The organism is Zoogloea sp. JDB1, assembly GCF_056724025.1.
In genome coordinates this window covers 702,208-720,783 of record NZ_CM161496.1, presented here as the reverse complement: position 1 = coordinate 720,783, position 18,576 = coordinate 702,208, and the positions used below count along the sequence as shown (strand labels likewise).

17 protein-coding genes are annotated in these 18,576 nt (G+C 67.1%); 3 read left to right on the top strand and 14 right to left on the bottom strand.

Annotated features, from left to right (window positions below; all coding sequences use genetic code 11):
- Nucleotides 1-8: 8 nt before the first annotated feature.
- Entirely contained in the window at nt 9-773 is a 765-nt protein-coding gene (locus AC1PPK_RS03180) for a metallophosphoesterase family protein (protein WP_481116404.1), read from the bottom strand.
- 180 nt (nt 774-953) lie between these two features.
- Here AC1PPK_RS03180 and AC1PPK_RS03175 point away from each other — a divergent pair, with 180 nt between their 5' ends.
- A complete protein-coding gene (locus AC1PPK_RS03175) occupies nt 954-1,589 on the top strand; it encodes a MarC family protein (protein WP_481116403.1) in 636 nt (211 codons plus the stop codon).
- Between the two features lie 17 nt (nt 1,590-1,606).
- On the opposite strand, the gene AC1PPK_RS03170 is transcribed toward AC1PPK_RS03175, so the two are convergent.
- Nucleotides 1,607-3,340 carry a sensor domain-containing protein gene (locus AC1PPK_RS03170; RefSeq protein ID WP_481116402.1) on the bottom strand — a complete coding sequence of 578 codons (1,734 nt, stop codon included), beginning with the start codon at nt 3,338-3,340 and terminating at the stop codon, nt 1,607-1,609.
- A 154-nt stretch (nt 3,341-3,494) separates the two neighbouring features.
- On the opposite strand from AC1PPK_RS03170, the gene AC1PPK_RS03165 reads away from it, so the two are divergent.
- Complete coding sequence (locus tag AC1PPK_RS03165) at nt 3,495-3,947, top strand: SRPBCC family protein (protein ID WP_481116401.1); 453 nt, start codon at nt 3,495-3,497, stop codon at nt 3,945-3,947.
- Between the two features lie 158 nt (nt 3,948-4,105).
- Here AC1PPK_RS03165 and folB read toward each other — a convergent pair whose 3' ends face one another.
- From folB to purU, 11 genes are all read right to left on the bottom strand, one after another.
- Entirely contained in the window at nt 4,106-4,501 is a 396-nt protein-coding gene (gene folB, locus AC1PPK_RS03160; protein WP_481116400.1) for a dihydroneopterin aldolase, read from the bottom strand.
- A gap of 69 nt (nt 4,502-4,570) precedes the next feature.
- The gene (gene folD / locus AC1PPK_RS03155) at nt 4,571-5,488 is read right to left on the bottom strand and encodes a bifunctional methylenetetrahydrofolate dehydrogenase/methenyltetrahydrofolate cyclohydrolase FolD (RefSeq protein WP_481116399.1); all 918 of its coding nucleotides are present in this window, start codon (nt 5,486-5,488) and stop codon (nt 4,571-4,573) included.
- A 92-nt stretch (nt 5,489-5,580) separates the two neighbouring features.
- A complete protein-coding gene (locus AC1PPK_RS03150) occupies nt 5,581-6,942 on the bottom strand; it encodes an FMN-binding glutamate synthase family protein (protein ID WP_481116398.1) in 1,362 nt (453 codons plus the stop codon).
- A gap of 97 nt (nt 6,943-7,039) precedes the next feature.
- A complete protein-coding gene (locus AC1PPK_RS03145; RefSeq protein ID WP_481116397.1) occupies nt 7,040-7,729 on the bottom strand; it encodes a protein glxC in 690 nt (229 codons plus the stop codon).
- Complete coding sequence (locus AC1PPK_RS03140) at nt 7,717-8,625, bottom strand: class II glutamine amidotransferase (protein WP_481116396.1); 909 nt, start codon at nt 8,623-8,625, stop codon at nt 7,717-7,719. Before AC1PPK_RS03140 ends, AC1PPK_RS03145 begins: the two co-directional genes overlap by 13 nt.
- A gap of 24 nt (nt 8,626-8,649) precedes the next feature.
- A complete protein-coding gene (glnT, locus tag AC1PPK_RS03135; protein WP_481116395.1) occupies nt 8,650-9,978 on the bottom strand; it encodes a type III glutamate--ammonia ligase in 1,329 nt (442 codons plus the stop codon).
- A gap of 35 nt (nt 9,979-10,013) precedes the next feature.
- Nucleotides 10,014-10,616 carry a hypothetical protein gene (locus tag AC1PPK_RS03130; RefSeq protein WP_481116394.1) on the bottom strand — a complete coding sequence of 201 codons (603 nt, stop codon included), beginning with the start codon at nt 10,614-10,616 and terminating at the stop codon, nt 10,014-10,016.
- Nucleotides 10,616-13,516: a 2Fe-2S iron-sulfur cluster-binding protein gene (locus AC1PPK_RS03125; RefSeq protein WP_481116393.1), complete on the bottom strand. Its 2,901-nt coding sequence runs from the start codon at nt 13,514-13,516 to the stop codon at nt 10,616-10,618. The genes AC1PPK_RS03130 and AC1PPK_RS03125 overlap by 1 nt, the downstream gene beginning before the upstream one ends.
- Nucleotides 13,513-13,770, bottom strand: a complete 258-nt coding sequence (locus AC1PPK_RS03120; protein WP_481116392.1) for a sarcosine oxidase subunit delta — start codon at nt 13,768-13,770, stop codon at nt 13,513-13,515. The genes AC1PPK_RS03125 and AC1PPK_RS03120 overlap by 4 nt, the downstream gene beginning before the upstream one ends.
- Before the next feature lie 29 nt (nt 13,771-13,799).
- Nucleotides 13,800-15,041, bottom strand: a complete 1,242-nt coding sequence (locus AC1PPK_RS03115) for an FAD-dependent oxidoreductase (protein WP_481116391.1) — start codon at nt 15,039-15,041, stop codon at nt 13,800-13,802.
- Between the two features lie 24 nt (nt 15,042-15,065).
- Nucleotides 15,066-15,926, bottom strand: a complete 861-nt coding sequence (gene purU, locus AC1PPK_RS03110; RefSeq protein WP_481116390.1) for a formyltetrahydrofolate deformylase — start codon at nt 15,924-15,926, stop codon at nt 15,066-15,068.
- A gap of 146 nt (nt 15,927-16,072) precedes the next feature.
- Between purU and AC1PPK_RS03105 the strand changes: the two genes are divergently transcribed.
- Nucleotides 16,073-16,675: a helix-turn-helix domain-containing protein gene (locus tag AC1PPK_RS03105; RefSeq protein WP_374479395.1), complete on the top strand. Its 603-nt coding sequence runs from the start codon at nt 16,073-16,075 to the stop codon at nt 16,673-16,675.
- Between the two features lie 100 nt (nt 16,676-16,775).
- On the opposite strand, the gene AC1PPK_RS03100 is transcribed toward AC1PPK_RS03105, so the two are convergent.
- A complete protein-coding gene (locus tag AC1PPK_RS03100) occupies nt 16,776-18,521 on the bottom strand; it encodes a methyl-accepting chemotaxis protein (protein ID WP_481116389.1) in 1,746 nt (581 codons plus the stop codon).
- Nucleotides 18,522-18,576: the final 55 nt, after the last annotated feature.

The window sequence follows — 18,576 nt, the reverse complement described above, 5'->3', positions numbered from 1 at the left end:
CAGCGGCATCAGTCCAGCGTGACGGTCAGGCCGGGATCAAACTCCGGGTTCTCGGCGCTGCCGTCGCGTACATAGCCGCGCGGGTTGGCCAGTACCCGGGTGGAACCGAGCCGGTAGTCGAAGCTGTCGTGGGTGTGTCCGTGGATCCACAAGGCGGCGTCGCTGCTGGCGACCAGGTTTTCCAGGTCGGACACGAAGCAGGCGTTGAGCGGGGAGCCGGCGAAACGTGGGGCGATGCTGCGCGGTGACGGCGCGAAGTGGGTGACCACCACGGTATGACCGTCATAGGGGGCGGCGAGGCGGCTGGCCAGCCAGTCCGCGTGGCGCTCGAACAGCGCGGCACAGTGCTGCGGGGTCAGGCAGTCCGCCCGTTCTTCGGCGATGGCGATGCGGCTGAAGTCGCGGCTGAAGCGGGCGGCTTCCTGCATGGCCCTCTCGCGGGCGGCGCCGTCGCCGGCGATGCGGAAATCGCTCCACAGCGTGGCGCCGAGGATGCGTACGTCGCCGATGCGCTTTTCGCTGCAGTCGAGCACGGTCACCTTGCTGTCGCGGCTGAGGTCCTGCAGCAACCGGTTGGTGGCCGGGATGCTGGAACCGTAGTACTCGTGGTTGCCCGCCACGTAGACCACCGGACGTTTGAGCGCGATAGCCCACTGCAGGGCTGCCTGCGGGCGCTGGATGTCGCCGGCGAGGATCAGCAGGTCCGCGCCGGTGTCGGGCAAGTCGCAGGGCGCCAGCCCCAGGTGCAGGTCGGAGACGATCTGGAGTTTCATCGCTACGGTCTCAAGGAATAAGTGGGTGGCGGGGGACGTGTCTGCCGGCCTTCATTGCCAAGCATAGCGGCCGGCGTGCAGGGTGTGTGCGGGTCGTGCGGCGCCGTGTTGGCGGAAACCCCGGTTGTCGGCCTGTGGCAGGCGGGCAACAATCGGCCATCGTCTCTTTCCGTCCGCCCCATGCTCGCCATCGCCGCCCTCGCCATCAAGAAGACCGTGACCCTGTTTGCGCTGGTGGGGCCGGTGTCGATGATTCCGATCTTCCTGTCCGCCACCGACGGGCTGGATCTGCCGGCCCGGTTGCGCTTTGCGCGGACGATCGGGGTGAGCGTGACGGTGGCGCTGCTGGTGGCGGCCTTCCTGGGCCTGCCGCTGCTGAGTTTTCTCGGCGTGTCCCTGGGGGCTATGCAGGTCGGCGGCGGGATCATCGTGCTGCTCTTGGCGATTGCGATGGTGCTCGGCAAGGAAACGAGCTTCAAGGGTTCTCCGGCCAACGGCGGTCCGCCGGAGCGTCGCGAGGCGTCCATCGTGCCGCTGGCTGTGCCCTTGCTGGCCGGTCCGGCGGCCTTCAGCTACGTGATGGGCAACAGCGTGTGGGACAGCCGGCTGGACCTGATCCATGTGGTGCTGCCTATCATCCTGGTCGGGTTGTCGTGCTGGCTCAGTTTCCGCATTGCCTGCCGCGCCGGGCGGGAGGTTCGCCAGGCCACGCTGAACGTGGTGGAGCGGGTCAGTGGCTTCATCCTGTCGGCGATGGCCATCGAGATGATGGCCACGGGTCTTCGCCAGTTGTTTCCGCTGCTCGGAGGGGCATAGCCGGCGCGTCGGGGGTTTTACTCGTCGGCAAAGCGGATCTGGTTGCGGCCGGCGGCCTTGGCGGCGTACATCGCGGCGTCGGCGCGTCGGAGCATGGCTTCGCCGTCCATCTCGCAGGGCGGGAAGAGGGTGACGCCGACGCTGGCCGAGCAGTGATGTTCCACCTGCTCGGTGGATGCGCCGCCGGTGTTCATTGTCAGCACATAGGGTTGCGCCAGCGCATCGCGGATGCGTTCTGCGACGTCGCTGGCATGTTGCAGCGTGGCGTCCCGCTGACTGTCCGGCTGGCCGTCGTCGATCTGTGCCAGCAGGACCGCAAATTCGTCGCCGCCGAGCCGGGCCACGGTGTCCTCGTCACGCAGGCAGGCGGACAAGCGGTATGCGACCTCCTGCAGCAGCAGATCGCCGGCCTTGTGACCGTGGCGGTCGTTGAGCGGTTTGAAGTTGTCCAGGTCGAGGTAGATGATTGCCCCGTGGCGGCCGCTGCGCTGGCTGCGGGCCAGGGTCTGGGCCAGGCGGTCGAAGAAAAGGCGGCGGTTGGGGAGGCCGGTGAGGGCGTCGTAGTAGGCCAGCTGGTGGATCTGCTCCTCGTAGCGCTTGCGTTCCGTCAGGTCACGTATCGTCGCCAGCAGGGCCGGCCGACCGTCCAGTTCCAGCGCGCTGAGGGTGACTTCGACCGGTATTTCGAGCTGGTTGTCGTGGCGCTGCACGGTCCATTCCAGCTGGTGATGGCCGTTGCGGCGGGCGGCCTCCATGTGGCGTGCGGCCAGTTTGGACGATGCGCCGCCACAAGGCTGAAACCGCGGAGCCAGCATGCCGCCGGTCAAGCTGCGGAAGGCTTCACGACTGGGTACGCCGAGCAGGTCCAGGGTGCTCTGATTGCAGTCGATCAGGTGTGCCTCGTCGAAGACCACCAATGCCTCATGGCTGGCCTCGAAGAGTACCCGGAAGCGGGCTTCGGAGCGCTTCAGTTCTTCCTCGGCCGCTTTGAGTTCGGTGATATCGGTGGCAAAGCCGAGCAGCGCGTCGCCATGGCCGTGGAGCAGGAGCTTCTTGACCCACCAGTGGCGCAGTTGGCCCTGTCCGTCGGTGACTTGCTCTTCAACGGCGATTGGCACGCCGGTGGCGAAGACCTTGTCGTCGATATCGCGGATACGGCGGGCGTCTTCGGCCCGCATCAGTGCGTAGTCGTCCTGCCCGACGACGGTTTCGGCAGGGAGCAGGAATAGATCGGCAAAGGCCCGGTTCACGTAGCGATAGCGCCGATCTGGTCCTTTCATGAAGACAAAGCCGTCTACGTTGTCGAGCACCGTCATGAGTAGCTGCTGGTTTTCCCTCAGCTGTTGCTCGGTACGGGCGTGTTCGGTGACGTCGATCAGCACGCCGGACAGGCCGGAGATATGGCCGTCGGTGTCGAAGACCGGCGCTTTGACGGCCAGGTAGCAGCGTTGTTCGTGATTGTCCTTGCTCAGGCGCAGCTCCCGGCGGGAGATGCGACAGCCGGTTTCGAGAACCTGCCGGTCATCGCTCTGCAGCCGCCCGGATGTGTCCGCATCGAAGAAGTCGGCCGAGCTCCGCCCGATGATGGCGTCCAGCGATGTGCCCAGCGTTTCGCAGAAGCGCTGGTTGGCGTAGGTGTAGATCCCGTGCCGGTCCTTCGTGAAGATCAGCGCGCCCAGCCCGTCGAGCACACCGCGCAACGCGTGCAACTGGCTACCGAGGGGGCGCTTGGCCTCGTCGCAATCCTGCATGTCTGAGCGGCCTCCGGATTATCGCCTCTCATTTGTGCGGCATTTTCGGTGTTTTTGGTGTTTCAAATCATTCTAGTTCAAGGAAAGGGGAAGGGTGACAAGGGGGGGATCGGGTGCTATTACTATGTCATCACCTCCGATTCGGGGACGAGCCATGCGCACTTTCCAGACATCGACTGAAATCAGGGCCCCGGCGGAGCATGTCTGGGAGATTCAGACCGACGTGGCACGTTGGCCGGAATGGACGGGGTCGGTGTCCAGCGTGGAAGCGCTGACACCCCTGCCGCTGGCGGTCGGATCGAGCGTGCGCCTGTCCCAGCCGGGCTTTCCGGCGGCCATATGGACGGTCACCGCGCTGGAGCCCGGCGTGCATTTCGTGTGGGAGTCCCGCAGCCCGGGCATGAAGGCCGTCGCGCAGCACATGGTGACGCCCACCGCGTCCGGCTGTGTCGTCGATTTGTGCGTGGTGTACGAGGGCCTGCTGGGCGGCGTGATCGGTTTCCTGATGCGCCACGTGACCAAGCGCTTCCTCGCCATGGAGGCGAGCGGGCTGAAGTGGCAGGCGGAAAACCTGCCGGAAGAGGAGCTGGCCTTCAACGCCAGCTGAGGCTGGCTCGGGGCGGCAATGGCGCGCGTTGCTGCCTATTTTTTAGGCAGTCGATAAAAATCCTGCCGTGTCAGGGGTTTGTGTCTGGCCCCCACATCTTATCCACAGGCTTGGTCACGCCGGGCGGGGATAATCCACCGCCACGGTGGATCAGTGGATCAGCCGGCGGCGACGGCCTTGATCGTCTCGCGCTTCCATTCGCAGCTGCGGCTCACCGACACACGGCGGGCCTTGGGCACCGCCAGCGGCTTGGCGATGCGGATCTCGGCGCGGCGCACCGGAAAACGCGCGCCGATGGCATCGAGCATGGCCTGGCTGAGGTTTTCCAGCAGGTTGAAGTGGCGGCTGGCGAGGAGTTCTTCCAGGCATTCGACGACCCGGTCGTAGTCCACCGTGTGGCGGATGTCGTCGCTGCGGGCGGCCAGCGTGCCGTCGATGGCCAGGGTGAGGTCGATCTCGAGTGGCTGGCGGGCGGCGAGTTCGTGGGCGTAGATGCCGATGGAAGCGTCGAGGGCAAGGCCTTCGAGGCGGATCAGGCAATCATCGGTGGACATGGGCAAGCTCCGGCGGCGGTGGTTGGGTGCGGCGCCGGACATCCATCCGGCGCGTCGAGGGCGGCATTGTCAGCCATTCTTGAGGGTTGGTGCTTCCCATTCCTGAAAATCGTCGGCCTGGCGCATGCGCAGGGCGCGTTCGGCGGAGCGCAGGGTGTTCTCGATGAGCATGGTGACGGTCATCGGGCCGACGCCGCCGGGCACCGGGGTGATCCAGCTGGCCTTCTCCTTGACGCCGTCGAAATCCACGTCGCCGACGATCTTGCCGGCATGAGGCCCGTCCGTGAGGCGGTTGATGCCCACGTCGATGACGATGGCGCCCTGCTTGACCATCTGCGGGACGATCAGGCCCGGTTTGCCGGCAGCGACGATGAGGATGTCGGCGAGGATGGTGTGCTGGGCGAGGTCGCGGGTCTTCGCGTGGCAGATCGTCACGGTGGCCTCGCGCTGCAGGAGCATCAGGGCCATCGGTTTGCCGACGATGTTGCTGGCGCCGACGACGACGACGTTCTTGCCGGCCACGTCGGTGCCGGTGGTGTCGAGCAAGAGCTGTACGCCGTAGGGCGTGCAGGGCGGGAAGATGGTGTTGCCGACGACGAGTCCGCCGACGTTGTAGAGGTGGAAGCCGTCCACGTCCTTGTGCACCGAGATCGCTTCGAGCACGCTGCGCGGCTCGATGTGGGGCGGCAGCGGCAACTGGATCAGAATGCCATGCACGGCCGGATCGGCGTTGAGGCGGGCGATGGTGGCGAGCACCTCGGCCTGGGGCGTGTCGGCCGGCAGGGCGATGTGGAAGGAGCGCACGCCGCACTCCTCGCAGGCCTTGATCTTGTTGCCGACGTAGACGCGGGAGGCCGGGTTGTCGCCGACGAGGATGACGGCCAGACCGGGCTGCACGCCCTGGTCGGCGAGGTGATCGACGCGTTCCCGGAAGCCCTCGCGCAGCTGCTTCGAGAGGGCCTTGCCGTCGATGATCTGGGCGGTCACGGATTCAGTCTCCTGGAAAAAAGCGGGGCGATCCGTGGTCGGATCGCCCCGGCGAAACGCCTTGCGGGGCGAGAGGGAGAAACTCTTGCTGCTCAGAAACCCTTGCCGGGGATCCAGTTGGTGCCGGCCAGCGGGATGCCGGCCATGGCGGCGGCTTCGATGGTCAGGGCTGCCAGGTCTTCCGGCTCCAGGTGATGCACGTTCTGCTTGCCGCAGGCCCGGGCGATGGTGGTCAGCTCCATGTTCAGGGTCTTGAGGTAGTTCTTGAGGTGCTTGGCGCCGACCGCCGGGGTCAGGCGTTGCTCCAGGATGGCGTCCTGGGTGGTCACGCCGACCGGGCACTTGCCGGTGTGGCAGTGGTGGCAGAAGCCGGGGGCGGTGCCCAGCGCGTTGTAGTCGGCGATGGCGTCGTGGTGGGCGCCGTTCTGGAAGTAGGTTTCGCCGTTGCAGCCGAGGGCCACCAGCACGCCCTGGCCGATGGCTACCGCGTCGGCGCCCATCGCCAGCGCCTTGGCCACGTCGGCACCGGTGCGGATGCCGCCGGAGACGATCAGCTGGACCTTGCCCTTCATGTCCAGGTCTTCCAGCGCATTGACGGCCTGGCGCACGGCGGCCAGGGTCGGGATGCCGATGTGTTCGATGAAGCAGGTCTGGGTGGCGGCGGTGCCACCCTGCATGCCGTCCACCACCACCACGTCGGCGCCGGCATGCACGGCCAGCTTGACGTCGTTGAAGGTGCGGGTGGCGCCGACCTTCACGTAGATCGGCTTTTCCCAGTCGGTGATCTCGCGCAGCTCCTGGATCTTGATGGCCAGATCGTCCGGGCCGGTCCAGTCCGGGTGGCGGCAGGCGGAGCGCTGGTCGACGCCTTCTGGCAGGGTGCGCATCTTGGCGACGCGCGGGTTCACCTTCTGGCCCAGCAGCATGCCGCCGCCGCCCGGCTTGGCGCCCTGGCCGATGACAACCTCGATGGCGTCGGCCTTGCGCACGTCGTCCGGGTTGAAGCCGTAGCGGGACGGCAGGCACTGGTACACCAGGATCTTGGAGGAGCGGCGCTCTTCCGGCGTCATGCCGCCGTCGCCGGTGGTGGTGGAGGTGCCCATCTCGGTGGCGGCCAGGCCCAGCGCTTCCTTCACATTGGCGGACAGGGCGCCGAAGCTCATGCCGGCGATGGTGATCGGGATGTCGAGTTCGATCGGCTTCTTGGCGAAGCGGGTGCCCAGCACGGTCTTGGTCAGGCACTTCTCGCGGTAGCCCTCGAGCGGGTAGCGGGACATGGACGCGCCGAGGAAGACCAGGTCGTCGAAATTGGGCAACTTGCGCTTGGCGCCCATGCCGCGGATTTCATACAGGCCGTGGGCGGCGGCGTTGCGGATGTAGTCGAGGGTCTTGCGGTCGTAGCCGTAGGATTCCTCGCGGGAGAGGTTCTTGAATTGCACGGGTTTGGTTTCCATTTGGGAACTCCTCAATATTCGTCGGCTAAGTCCGTCGGCGTCGTCCTGATGGGGGGCGGAGGCGGGTTCGGCGCTCCGCCCCGGACGGGGCGCGGGATCAATATTCCTGGTTGGCGTCGGCGTTCCAGTGGTAGAGGGAACGCTTGGAGGCGATGCGTCTGAAGGCCTTCGGGTCGTGGTCGAGGCCGGCCTGGTCGAGCATGCTGGCGACGGTGGCGAGGTCCTCGTCGCTCATCGGTTCGTACTGGGCGTCGGCGCCGAGGGACTTGACGTTGCCCTTCACGTAGAGCACTGCTTCGTACAGGGAGTCGCCGAGGGCGTCGCCGGCATCGCCGCAGATCACCATGCGGCCGGCCTGGGCCATGAAGGCCGAGAAGCTGCCCACCGAGCCGCCGACGACGATGTTGCCGCCCTTCAGGGAGATGCCGCAGCGCAGGCCGGCATCGCCGTCGATGACCAGCAGGCCGCCGTGGGCGGAGGCGCCGGCGCCGTTGGAGGCGAAGCCCTTCACGTGCACCTTGCCGCTCATCATGTTCTCGGCGACGCCGGTGCCGGCGCTGCCGGTGATCGTCACGCTGGCACTCTTGTTCATGCCGCCGGCGTAGTAGCCGGCGTGGCCGACGATCTCGACTTCCACCGGGCAGTCGAGGCCGACCGCGATGTTGTGGGCGCCGTCCGGGTTGAGGACCGTGACATGGCGGGCCTTGCCGTCCTTGGCGTCGTTGTGCAGGAAGGTGTTGAGCTCGCGCAGGGGCTGGGTGGCGAGGTCAAAGGTCAGGCGTTCCATACGTACATCTCCTCGGGCGCGGGTTCGAAAACGGTGGCGTGCTTGATGCCGGGCAGGTGGGCCAGCGAGCGGAACTCGGAGGCGATGGCCACGTAGTCGTCGGTTTCGGCAACGACGGCCGGCTTGCAGGCGAAGGGGTCGCGGATCAGGGCCAGCTTGTCCGGCGTGCCCATCAGGAAGGTGAAGAAGCCGTCGAGCTCTTCGAAGCCCTTCTGCAGCGCGGTTTCCAGGTCGTCGCCTTCACGCAGGCGCCATTCCAGGAAGCGGCAGGCGGCCTCGGTGTCGTTGTCGGTCTCGAAGTGGATGCCGCGCGGCTCCAGCATGCGGCGGATGCCGTTGGGGTTGGACAGGGAGCCGTTATGGACCAGGCAGAAGTCCTCGCCGGCGGTGAAGGGGTGGGCACGGTCCGGCGTCACGGCGGATTCGGTGGCCATCCGGGTGTGGCCCACCAGGTGGGAGCCGGTCAGCTTGCTGAAGTCGTAGCGGGCTGCCACCTCGGCCGGGGTACCGATGTCCTTGTAGAGGTCGATGCTGCGCCCGGTGGACAGGATGTGCAGCTTGGGGTGGTGCTCGGCGATCCAGCGCTTGACGATGGCCGGGGCCACGTCGAAGGTCAGCACCGCATGATTGCCCTTGATTTCGATGCCGACCGGCACGCCCAGGTGAGCCTTGAGTTCATGGCTGAGGCCGAGCCAGTTGAAGTCGGCGCCGTCCTCGGTGAGGCCGGAATACACGCTGATCTTGCGCTGGCTTTCGGCGAGGGGGTTGCCGAACACCGCCAGACCGGCGGAGTCGGGGCCGCGCTCGGTCATGCCGATCAGCATCGGCACCATCAGTTCGCCGAGCTTTTCCCGCAGGGCTGGCGTCTTGACCAGCAATCCGACGATTCCACACATAGTTGTTTCTCCTTCGTTCAGTTCTTAGAAAAATTCCAGGTAGTTCTTGATTTCCCAGTCCGACACGTGGCGCATGTACTCGACCCACTCCATGTGCTTGAGGCGCAGGAACTCGGGGGCGACCGGGCCGAGGGCCTTGCACAGCACGGTGTCCTTTTCGAGGGCGAGCAGGGCTTCGTGGAGGTTCTGGGGCAGGATCTCGATGCCGGCGGCCTTCAGTTCCTCGGGGCTCAGGGCGTAGAGGTTCTGGTTCTGCGGCAGGCCCGGATCGAGGTCGCGCTCGATGCCGTCGAGGCCGGCGGCGATCACCGCGGCGGTGGCCAGGTAGGGGTTGCAGGCACCGTCCGGCAGGCGCAGTTCGAGGCGGCCGTGGGGGATGCGCACCATTGACGAGCGGTTGTTGTCGCCGTAGCTGATGTAGGCCGGGGCCCAGGTGGCGCCGGTGAGGGAGCGGCCGACGACGAGGCGCTTGTAGCTGTTGACCGTCGGCGCGCAGATGGCGGCCAGGGCCGGGGCGTGGGCCAGGATGCCGGCGAGGAACTGGTAGGCCAGCTTGGACAGGCCGAGGCCGTGTTTGTCGGTCTTGTCGGCAAACAGGTTGGTCTTGCCGTCGCCGAGGGACATGTGGATGTGCATGCCGTTGCCCGGCCGGTTGGCGAAGGGCTTGGGCATGAAGGAGCAGATCATGCCCAGGTCGTTTGCGATCTCCGAGGCGGCCATCTTGAACAGCAGGTAATGGTCGGCGGAGGTCAGGCAGTCGGCGTAGGTGTAGTTGATCTCGAACTGGCCGTTGGCGTCCTCGTGGTCGATCTGATAGACGTCCACATCCACCGCGCGCAGGCTGTCGGTGAGGGTTTCGAGGAACTGGCGGTTGCGCGACAGGCCCTTGTAGTCGTAGCAGGGCTTGGGCAGGGTGTCGGTCGGGTCGGTCGGGATGATGTGGCCGGCCTCATCCTTTTTCAGCAGGGAGAACTCGGGCTCCAGGCCGGTGAAGAAGGTGTAGCCCTTGGCGTCCAGGCGCTTGATCTGCTCCTTCAGCACCACGCGGGTGTCGAGCGGCCAGGGCTCGCCCTTCACGTGGCCGTCGCAGGCGATGCGGGCATAGCCGGGCTGCCAGGGCACTAGGCTGAGGGTGTCCAGATCTCCGACGGCCATGAAGTCCGGGCCGTTGGGTTCGATGCCGAGGCCCCACACCGCGAAGCCTGCGAAGCCGGCGCCGGTGGTGAGGATGTCCTCGAAATGGGCGGCCGGGACCGACTTGGTCTTGGCCGTGCCATGGATGTCTACAAACTGGGCAAGGACATACTTGACGTCGTTGTCGGCGAGAAACTTCTTTGCTTCTGTGGGCGTCATTGCCGTTCTCCTGATAGGGGTGGGGGGGCGGGGGGTCAGTTGAAGCTGTGGGGGGCTACGGCGCCGCCGCCCAGTTCGACGGCGATGTCGAGCAGGGTCTCCCACAGGTAGTGTCCGTAGCTGCCGTCGCTCCAGATGCGCACCGCCGGCTGGCCGTTGCGCAGTTCCGGGATCACCGTCACGCCGACGCCGACCATCGAGGTGAGCACCACCGGGCGGGCCGCCAGGTCGAGGGGACGGAAATTGACGTTGCAGGTCTGGCGCAGAAGCTCGTCGAGCCTGGCGCCGCCCAGCAGCAGCGCGACGTCCTGGCGCAGCACCGGATAGACGCCGGCGCTGCGCGGCGTGCTGGCGAGGCGGGCGATCAGCGTCGCCGGGCCTTCCACCAGGAACTCAGTGAAGCCGAGGCGGGCGATCAGGCCGCTGCCGTCCACCGGCAGCCAGCTGTTGGGCTGCGGCGGGATGGTCAGGCCGAGGCTTTCGAGCCAGGCGGCGGCGCCGGGGCCCTTGCAGCCGTGGCGCGGCGTGAGGGACTGGTCGGCGATGCCGAGGTTGGCGACGGCGGCCTTCTGGGCGGCGGGGTCGGGCAGGGTGGCGATGTCGGCCACCGGGCTCACGGCGAGGGCGTTGGTGGGCATCACGCGGCCTCCTTCTGCTTGAGGTTGTCCGGGTCGTAGAACGGGGTGGCGCTGACCTGGGCCTCGACCACCGAGCCGCCGGTGAGGCGGATGCTCACGGTGTGGCCGGGCTTGGCTAGGTCGGGGCGCACGAAGGCGAGGCCGATGTGGCGCTTGAGGGTCGGGCTCCAGGCGATGCTGGTGACGCGGCCGGCGATGTCGCCGCCCTCGATGAGCAGGTTGCACTCCAGCGGCACCGGGCCTTCGTGGCCGGCCGGGAAGCTGATACCCACCAGTTGCTGTTTGCGCGGCTTGTGGGATACGGCGGTGAGGCTGCGCTGGCCGACGAAGAAGGGCTTGTTCATCTTCAGCGCCCACTCCATGCCGACTTCCAGCGGGGTGGTGAGGCCGTCGGTGTCCTGGCTGATGATGATGTGGCCCTTCTCAAGGCGCAGCAGGCGCTGGGCTTCCACGCCGAAGGGGCGGATGCCGTGGCTGGCGCCGGCCTTCATCAGGGCGTCCCACAGGGCGCCGCCGTGGCTGGCCGGCACGTGGATTTCGTAGCCCCATTCGCCGACGAAGCCGACGCGCATCAGGCGCGCCGGGATGCCCGCTACTTCGCCCTCGCGCACCGCTAGGTAGGGGAACGCGGCGGCGGACAGGTCGAGGCCGGTCAGGCTGCGCAGCACCTCGCGGGACTTTGGCCCGGCCAGGTTCACCGCGGCGAAGGCGCCGGTGTGATTGACGATGCCGCAGTCCAGCCGCCACATGGTGTTGAGGCGGGACAGCTCGCGGTAGATCGTCGCCGCGCCGGAGGTGGTGGTGGTGAAGTAGAAGTGGTCGTCCGCCAGGCGGGCCACCACGCCGTCGTCGATGACCACGCCGGACTCGTCGCACATCACCGCGTAGCGGGTCATGCCGACCTTGAGGTTGGCGTAGTTGGACGTATACACGCGCTCCAGGAATTCGGCGGCCTGCGGGCCGATGACTTCCAGCTTGCCGAGGGTGCCGACGTCGATGAGGCCGACGCCATTGCGCACCGCCAGGGCTTCGCCGCGGATGCAGTCGAGGCGGCTCTTGCCGGCGACTTGGTAATACTCCGGGCGCTGCCACACGCCGGCCGGCATCCACTTGGCGCCGAGGGCGTCGTGGCGGCTGTGCAGCGGGGTACGACGCTCCGGGTGGAAGCCGCGGCCAGCCAGGATGGACATCGGGACCGGATGGAAGAAGGGGCGCGCGGTGGTGGTGCCGACCTGCTGGGGTTCCTTGCCGGTCAGGCGGGCCAGGATGCGCAGCCCGTTCATGTTGGAGTGCTTGCCCTGGCTGGGGCCCATGCCGTTGGTGGAGAAGCGCTTCAGCAGCTCGATGTTGTCGAAGCCTTCCTGCACCGCATTGCAGAAGTCCTTGTATTGCAGGTCTTCGTCGAAATCGACGAAGTTCTTGCCGGCCGGATGGTCGATGATCGGCCACGGGTGGCTGGGGCTCTCGGCTTCCGGCGGCAGGGCGGCGCCGCTGGCGTTGCCGAAGCCGGCCGCGGCGGCGGCGTGGCTGCCGGCGCGGGTGCCGTCGGCGAGCTTGCGTTCGAGCTCGAAGACTCCATTGACGCGGCCGCAGGCGAACACACCGTCGGGCAGGACGTCGGGGACGAACTGTTCCACCGCCCGGTCGAAGCGCATGCGGGTGGTGGCCTGGTACAGCAGGTTGGCGGCGGGGGCCCAGCCGGTGCTCATCAGGATGCCGTCGCAGGGGATGTCGCGGGTCTGCGCGGCGGGGGTGCCGTCGGCGCGCAGCGCGGCGACGCGGGCGCCGGCGCACAGGCCAGTGCTGCCCGGCACGCCTTCGACGATGCAGTGGCCGCTCAGCACCTCGACGCCGGACTGGCGCAGCAGGTGGGCCAGGGGCTCGGCCTTGCCGGGGGTGGCGCGCAGGTCCACCACCGCGGCGATGGCGGTGCCGAGGGCCAGCAGATCCAGCGCGGCGCGGTAGCCGTCGGCGTTGGCGGTGAGCAGCACCGCCTTGTCCATCGGCTTGACGCCGTAGCGGTAGGCCAGGCGCTGGGCGGCGGAGGCCAGCATGATGCCGGGCAGGTCGTTGTTGTGGAAAACGGCGGGCTGCTCGAAGGCGCCGCTGGCAACGACCACGCTGCCGGCGCGCATCTTGAGCATGCGCTCCGCGCTGACCAGCGGAATCCAGTGGTCCTTGTAGTAGCCGGCGGCGTAGGTGCCGGTGAGCACGCGGATGCGCGGCTCGGCGGCGACCTTGGCGAGGAGGTCGGCATGCTGCTGACGGCGGCCGTTGTCGTTGCCGAGCTGGTAGCCGGCGCTGCCGCCGGCCTGGGCGTTCTCGTCCACTACCGTCACGTCGGCGCCCTGGGCGGCGGCGGCCAGCGCGGCGGACAGGCCGGACGGGCCGGCGCCGATGACCAGCACGTCGCAGAAGTCGTAGGCCTTGGGCGTGCGCTTGTGGGGGCTCTTCAGGTCCACTTTGCCGAGGCCGGTCATGGCGCGGAACATGCGCTCCCACATCGGGAACAGGCGCTTGCTGTGGAAAGCCTTGTAATAGAAGCCGACCGGCAGGACGGCGGACAGCTTGCCGAGGAAGCGGCCCTTGTCGTCGGCCAGGCTGCCGAAGGTGTTGACGGCGGTCAGGTCCATGCCGGCCGCGAGGGGCGTGACATCGGCGCGCACGTTGGGCTTGTCGCCCCACTGGTGCAGCGCATTGACGTCATGGTTGGCCAGGGACAGCACGCCGCGCGGACGGTGGTACTTGAAGCTGCGGCCGAGCACGCGCACACCGGCGCCCCACAGGGCGGAGCTGATGGTGTCGCCGGCGTAGCCCTTGTAGGTCTGGCCTTCGAACTTGAATTCGACGGGGCGGGAGCGGTCGATCCACTCGCCGCGGGTGGCGGGCAAACGCATCATTGATCTCCCTCGTAGAAATAGGTCTTGAGCACGACGTCCTTCTCGGTGTCCCGCTCGGCGATGAACCAGGTGTTGCTGGGGGTGTGGCACCACCATTCCTTCTTCAGGCCGGGGGCGCCGTTGCGGTTGAAGACGTAGTCGGCCCAGGCGTCGTCGCTGGCGGTGGCCGGGTTGGGCATTGGGCGCAGTTCGCCCCAGTAGAAGAATTCCGATACCGGGCGCGGGCCGTTGAGGGGGCAGGTCATGATCTTCATGGCGGTTTTCCTTTTTCTCCGGGGCCTGGTCAGTGGCCGACCGAGGCCGCGCCCTTTTCGCCGGTGAGGGCGTAGTTGCGGAAGCGGTCGAGGGAGAAGCCGGTGATCAGCGGGTGGGCGGTGTCGGTGGCAATGGTGTGGGCCATGGTCTTGCCGCACACCGGCGTGGCCTTGAAGCCCCAGGTGCCCCAGCCGGAGTCCAGGTAGAAGCCGTCCACCGGGGTCTTGCCCATCACCGGCGCGAAGTCGGGGGTCATGTCGGCCATGCCGGCCCACTGGCGCATCACCTTCACGTTGGAGAGGAAGGGGAACATCTCCAGCATGTGGCTGGTGAGGCCTTCGACGAAGTCCAGCGTGGAGCGGGTGCCGTGCAGCTCGTAGGGGTCGAGGGAGGCGCCCATCACCAGCTCGCCGCGGGCCGACTGGCTGATGTAGACGTGCAGGCTGCCGGACACCAGGATCGGGTCGAGCCAGGGCTTGACCGGCTCGCTGACCATCGCCTGCAGCGGGTGGATGTAGATCGGCGACTTGACGTCCACCATCTTGAGGATGCGCGGCGTGGAGCCGGCCACCGCGCACAGGACCTTGCCGGTGCTGATGTAGCCCTTGCTGGTGCGCACGCCCTTGACCTTGCCGCCTTCCACGTCGATGCCCAGCACTTCGGTCTGCTGGTGGATCTCGACGCCGCGCTGGTCGGCGCCGCGGCCATAGCCCCAGGCCACCGCGTCGTGGCGCGCCACCGAGCCGGGTGCGTGGTACAGCGCGCCGAGGATCGGGGAGTGGCCGGCGCAGGTGATGTCGATCATCGGCGCGGCTTCCTTCACCACTTCCGGCCCGACCACTTCGGAGGCGACCCCGTAGTGCTTGTTCACCTCGGCACGCCAGCGCATGGTGCGCAGTGCCGAATCGGTGTGGGCGAGGGTGAAGTGGCCCCGGTTGGCGTAGAACAGGTTGAGGTCGAAGTCTTCCGACAGGTCCTGCCACAGGCGCACCGACTCGTCGTAGAACTGGACGCCCTCGGGGGTCAGGTAGTTGGAGCGGATGATGGTCGTGTTGCGGCCGGTGTTGCCGCCGCCGATGTAGCCCTTCTCGAGCACGCAGACATTGGTGATGCCGTGCTCGCGGGCCAGGTAGTAGGCGGCCGACAGGCCGTGTCCGCCGCCGCCGATGATGACCACGTCGTAGCTCGGCTTGAGCTTTTCGTGGAAGGTGAACATCCGGGGTTCCGGGTGCTTCTTGTTGAGCGCGAAGCGCAGGAGACGCCAGGGCATGGTGGTTCCTCTAGTTCCGGTGTTTCAGCGGAAGACGACGGTCTTGTTGCCATGGACGAGGACGCGGTCCTCGAGGTGGTAGCGCAGCCCGCGGGCGAGCACGGCCTTCTCGATGTCCTTGCCGTAGCGGACGAGGTCGTCGGGAGCGTCGGAGTGATCGACGCGGATGACGTCCTGCTCGACGATCGGCCCCTGATCGAGTTCGCTGGTGACGTAGTGGCAGGTGGCGCCGATGAGCTTGACGCCCTTGGCGTGGGCCTGGTGGTAAGGCTTGGCGCCGACGAAGCTGGGCAGGAAGCTGTGGTGGATGTTGATGATCTGGCCGGGGTAGTTGGTGCACAGCTCCGGGGAGAGGATCTGCATGTAGCGGGCCAGGACCATCACGTCGCCGTCGGCCTCGCGGAACAACTCTTCGACCTTGGCGTAGGCGGCGGGCTTGTTGTCGGGGGTGACGGGAACGTGGTGGAAGGGGATGCCGTGCCACTCGACGAAGCCGCGGAAGGTCTCGTGGTTGGAGATCACGCAGGGGATGTCGATGTCCAGGTCGCCGGACTGCCAGCGGGCGAAGAGGTCGTAGAGGCAGTGTTCTTGCTTGGAGACGAGGATGACGACGCGTTTTTTGCGGGCGCTGTCGGAGATGCGCCAGTCCATGCCGAACTCGGCGGCGATGGGGGCGAACTTGTCGCGCAGGGTGTCGATGCCGAAGGGCAGGGAGTCGGCGAGGATTTCCTGGCGCATGAAGAAGCGGCCCGCCTCGTCGTCGGCGTGGTGATTCGCCTCGGTGATCCAGCCCTGATGGCTGGCGAGGAAGCCGCTTACCGCGGCGACGATGCCGACCCGGTCGGGACAGGAGAGGGACAGGGTGTAGCGACGGCTGGATGACATGCTCTCAACTCCGCTGGAAGTTCATGTAGAGAATTATTTTTGCACATGGTGCATCTCAAGGTGAATCGTGTCAACTATTTTTTCCTCGTATGAAACACTTGCCTGTGCAATAATTTCGTCATCGAGATTTAGGTGGGAGAACCCCCATGAGCGAACAAGAAGGCAGCGGCAGCCTGGAGCGCTACCTGGGCAATACGATCCGCGACCTGCGCCAGAAGCACGGCCTCACCATTGCGGATGTGGCCAACCTGGCCGGCATCAGCCGCGGCATGCTGTCGAAGATCGAGAACGCCCAGACGGCCACCAGCCTGGACACCTTGTCGCGGCTGGCCGGCGCCCTCGGCGTGTCGATCGCCACGCTGTTCCGCGGCTACGACGTGCGCGACGGCAGCGCGCAGCTGGTGAAGGACGGCGAGGGGATGGAAGTGGTGCGGCGCGGCACCAAGAAGGGGCACACCTATCACCTGCTGGCCTACGACCAGGGGCCGACCAAGGTCTTCGAGCCCTTCCTGATCACCATCGACCACGAGTCGGAGACCTTTCCGATCTTCGAGCACCCGGGCACCGAGTTCATCTACATGCTCGAAGGGGAGATCGAGTACCGCCATGGCCAGAACACCTATGTGCTGAAGCCGGGCGACGCGCTGACCTTCCGCGCCGACATTCCCCATGGGCCGGAGAAGCTCAGCAAATGCCCGATCCGCTTCCTCAGCGTGCTGATGTATCCGAACCCGGGCGAGGCAGGCTGAGTCGTTGCGGCGTTCCCTATCGGGGCCGGCCGGACTGATGTCCTTGTTTTGAGGGGCACAGAATCCGTGAGGGCGAGTTCATTCGCCCCCACGGGGTGTTTCATGGCTCGCCCGGCACCAGCCGGGCCAGGTCGGCAGCCAGCGCATCCTCGCCGCGCAGCTTGCCGGCTTCGTCGCGATAGCTGCCGGTGCCGCGGAGCACCGCGAACTGCCAGGTCTTCTCGATCTGCTCCCGCTCGCGGCTCTTCGTGAAGCCGGCGATGAAGCGGTTGATTTCCTGCAGCAGGCGGCACGACGACGGCTCGTCGGCGACGCCGACCGCGTAGAACCAGGGCTGGCGGGACAAGGGGGCGGGCAGGATCTCGATGCGCCCGCGCCACGGGCTGTCCGGCCCGTAGCAGGCCCACGCGAAGATCGGGTGATCCACCGCGAAGGCATCCACGGTGCCGTTGGCCAGCGCATCGTGGATGACGCCCTGGTCGGAATAGCCGATCAGGTTGGCCAGCCGCACGGTGCCTGGTTCCTTGCGGGTGTGTTTGCTCCAGCGCAGGCCGGCGGCTTCCAGCGCGGCGAAGGCGGCCGGGTCGTTGATGCAGCCGAGGACCTTGCCTTCCAGGCTGGCCACGCCGTCGATGCGTGTATCGCCGTGGCGGCGCGCCAGCACGTAATTCAGGTAGGTGTAGCTCTCCGAGAAGGCCACGCCCTTGTAGGCGGCATTCGGCGGCAGTGCACTCCACACCAGGTCGGCCGCGGGCTCGCCGGGGCGGCGGCCGGCCTGCAGCAGCTCGGTGCATTGGTCCCACGGGTGTTCGACGAAATCCACCGCCACGCCCAGGTGTTTGGCGAAGGCGCGGGCGTAGTCCACGTCCAGTCCGCGCAGCGGTGCGCCGGGCTGCAGGCGGAAGGACAGGCCCTTGAAGGCGGGTTCGATGGCGACCCGCAGGCGGCCGCGTTGGCGGATGTCGGCCAGCCGGTCGTAGTCGGCGTCGGCGGTGAGGCCTTCCTTGCCGAGCAGGCGGTCGAGTACCGGCACGATGTTGTCGTAGGGCTGTTTCTCCAGTCCGGTCAGGTCCAGGCTAAGGCGCTCCGCCCATTCGAGCTTGAGGCGCTGGCGGTCGAAGGTGGACTGGTTGAGGGTGTGCATGGCGGAGATGACCCGCCCGTGTTCGTTGAGGGTGGCAAGGGCATCGCGCAGCCCGGCGAAGGTTTCTTCGATACGCGTGAAGGCGGCGCCGGTTTCCTGGTTGGAGCGGGCCACGCTGGCCGCGCTCTTCTGGCGGAAGCCCTGCAGGCCCTGCTGGAAATCGGCAAAGTTGAGCAGTTGGGAGGCGCTCTTGGCGTTGGCGACGGTGTCGCCGGCGAGGGCCCGGATGTTGTCGGCGACCACCGCGAAGGCACGGCCCTGTTCGCCGGCGCTGGCCGCTTGAATGGCGGCATTGAGGGCCAGCAGGTCGAGGTCGCGGCCGATCTTCTCGAGCACCTTGACCACTTCGCCGATGCGCGCGACCTTGGCCGACAGGGTGGCTTCCAGTTCGGCCAGGCCGGCGTCGATGTCGCCGGCGGTGGCGGCGAGGGTGGCCTCGGCCTGCTCGCGCAGTGCGTGGGCTTCCTCGCTGCCGTTCAGCATGCGGCGCTGGCCGCGTTCGATCTCCAGGGTCATCGCACCGATGCGCGCTTCCACTTCGCCCAGGTGGGCGGCGTGGGCGGTTTCGGCGTTCATGCCGTGGCGGATCAGATGGGCGATGTGGCGACCCCACAGGGCCAGGCGACGGCCCGGCGACGGCGGGGCCGGCGGAGCCGCGACGGGCTCCGGGGCCCCGCCGCCGACGGCGTCGTCGGCGGCCATGAAGTCGTTTCCGCGGGGCCCGAACAGGCCCTTCATAAAACGATTCATCGACGTG

Bases quoted from the DNA above. Each gene is read 5' to 3' on its own strand.
- purU (WP_481116390.1), bottom strand. From the start codon at position 15,926: ATGTCATCCAGCCGTCGCTACACCCTGTCCCTCTCCTGTCCCGACCGG.
- AC1PPK_RS03175 (WP_481116403.1), top strand. From the start codon at position 954: ATGCTCGCCATCGCCGCCCTCGCCATCAAGAAGACCGTGACCCTGTTT.
- AC1PPK_RS03150 (WP_481116398.1), bottom strand. From the start codon at position 6,942: ATGGAAACCAAACCCGTGCAATTCAAGAACCTCTCCCGCGAGGAATCC.
- glnT (WP_481116395.1), bottom strand. From the start codon at position 9,978: ATGACGCCCACAGAAGCAAAGAAGTTTCTCGCCGACAACGACGTCAAG.
- AC1PPK_RS03170 (WP_481116402.1), bottom strand. From the start codon at position 3,340: ATGCAGGATTGCGACGAGGCCAAGCGCCCCCTCGGTAGCCAGTTGCAC.
- AC1PPK_RS03145 (WP_481116397.1), bottom strand. From the start codon at position 7,729: ATGGAACGCCTGACCTTTGACCTCGCCACCCAGCCCCTGCGCGAGCTC.
- AC1PPK_RS03140 (WP_481116396.1), bottom strand. From the start codon at position 8,625: ATGTGTGGAATCGTCGGATTGCTGGTCAAGACGCCAGCCCTGCGGGAA.
- AC1PPK_RS03125 (WP_481116393.1), bottom strand. From the start codon at position 13,516: ATGATGCGTTTGCCCGCCACCCGCGGCGAGTGGATCGACCGCTCCCGC.
- AC1PPK_RS03120 (WP_481116392.1), bottom strand. From the start codon at position 13,770: ATGAAGATCATGACCTGCCCCCTCAACGGCCCGCGCCCGGTATCGGAA.
- folB (WP_481116400.1), bottom strand. From the start codon at position 4,501: ATGTCCACCGATGATTGCCTGATCCGCCTCGAAGGCCTTGCCCTCGAC.
- AC1PPK_RS03130 (WP_481116394.1), bottom strand. From the start codon at position 10,616: ATGCCCACCAACGCCCTCGCCGTGAGCCCGGTGGCCGACATCGCCACC.
- AC1PPK_RS03165 (WP_481116401.1), top strand. From the start codon at position 3,495: ATGCGCACTTTCCAGACATCGACTGAAATCAGGGCCCCGGCGGAGCAT.
- AC1PPK_RS03105 (WP_374479395.1), top strand. From the start codon at position 16,073: ATGAGCGAACAAGAAGGCAGCGGCAGCCTGGAGCGCTACCTGGGCAAT.
- AC1PPK_RS03100 (WP_481116389.1), bottom strand. From the start codon at position 18,521: ATGGCCGCCGACGACGCCGTCGGCGGCGGGGCCCCGGAGCCCGTCGCG.
- AC1PPK_RS03115 (WP_481116391.1), bottom strand. From the start codon at position 15,041: ATGCCCTGGCGTCTCCTGCGCTTCGCGCTCAACAAGAAGCACCCGGAA.
- AC1PPK_RS03180 (WP_481116404.1), bottom strand. From the start codon at position 773: ATGAAACTCCAGATCGTCTCCGACCTGCACCTGGGGCTGGCGCCCTGC.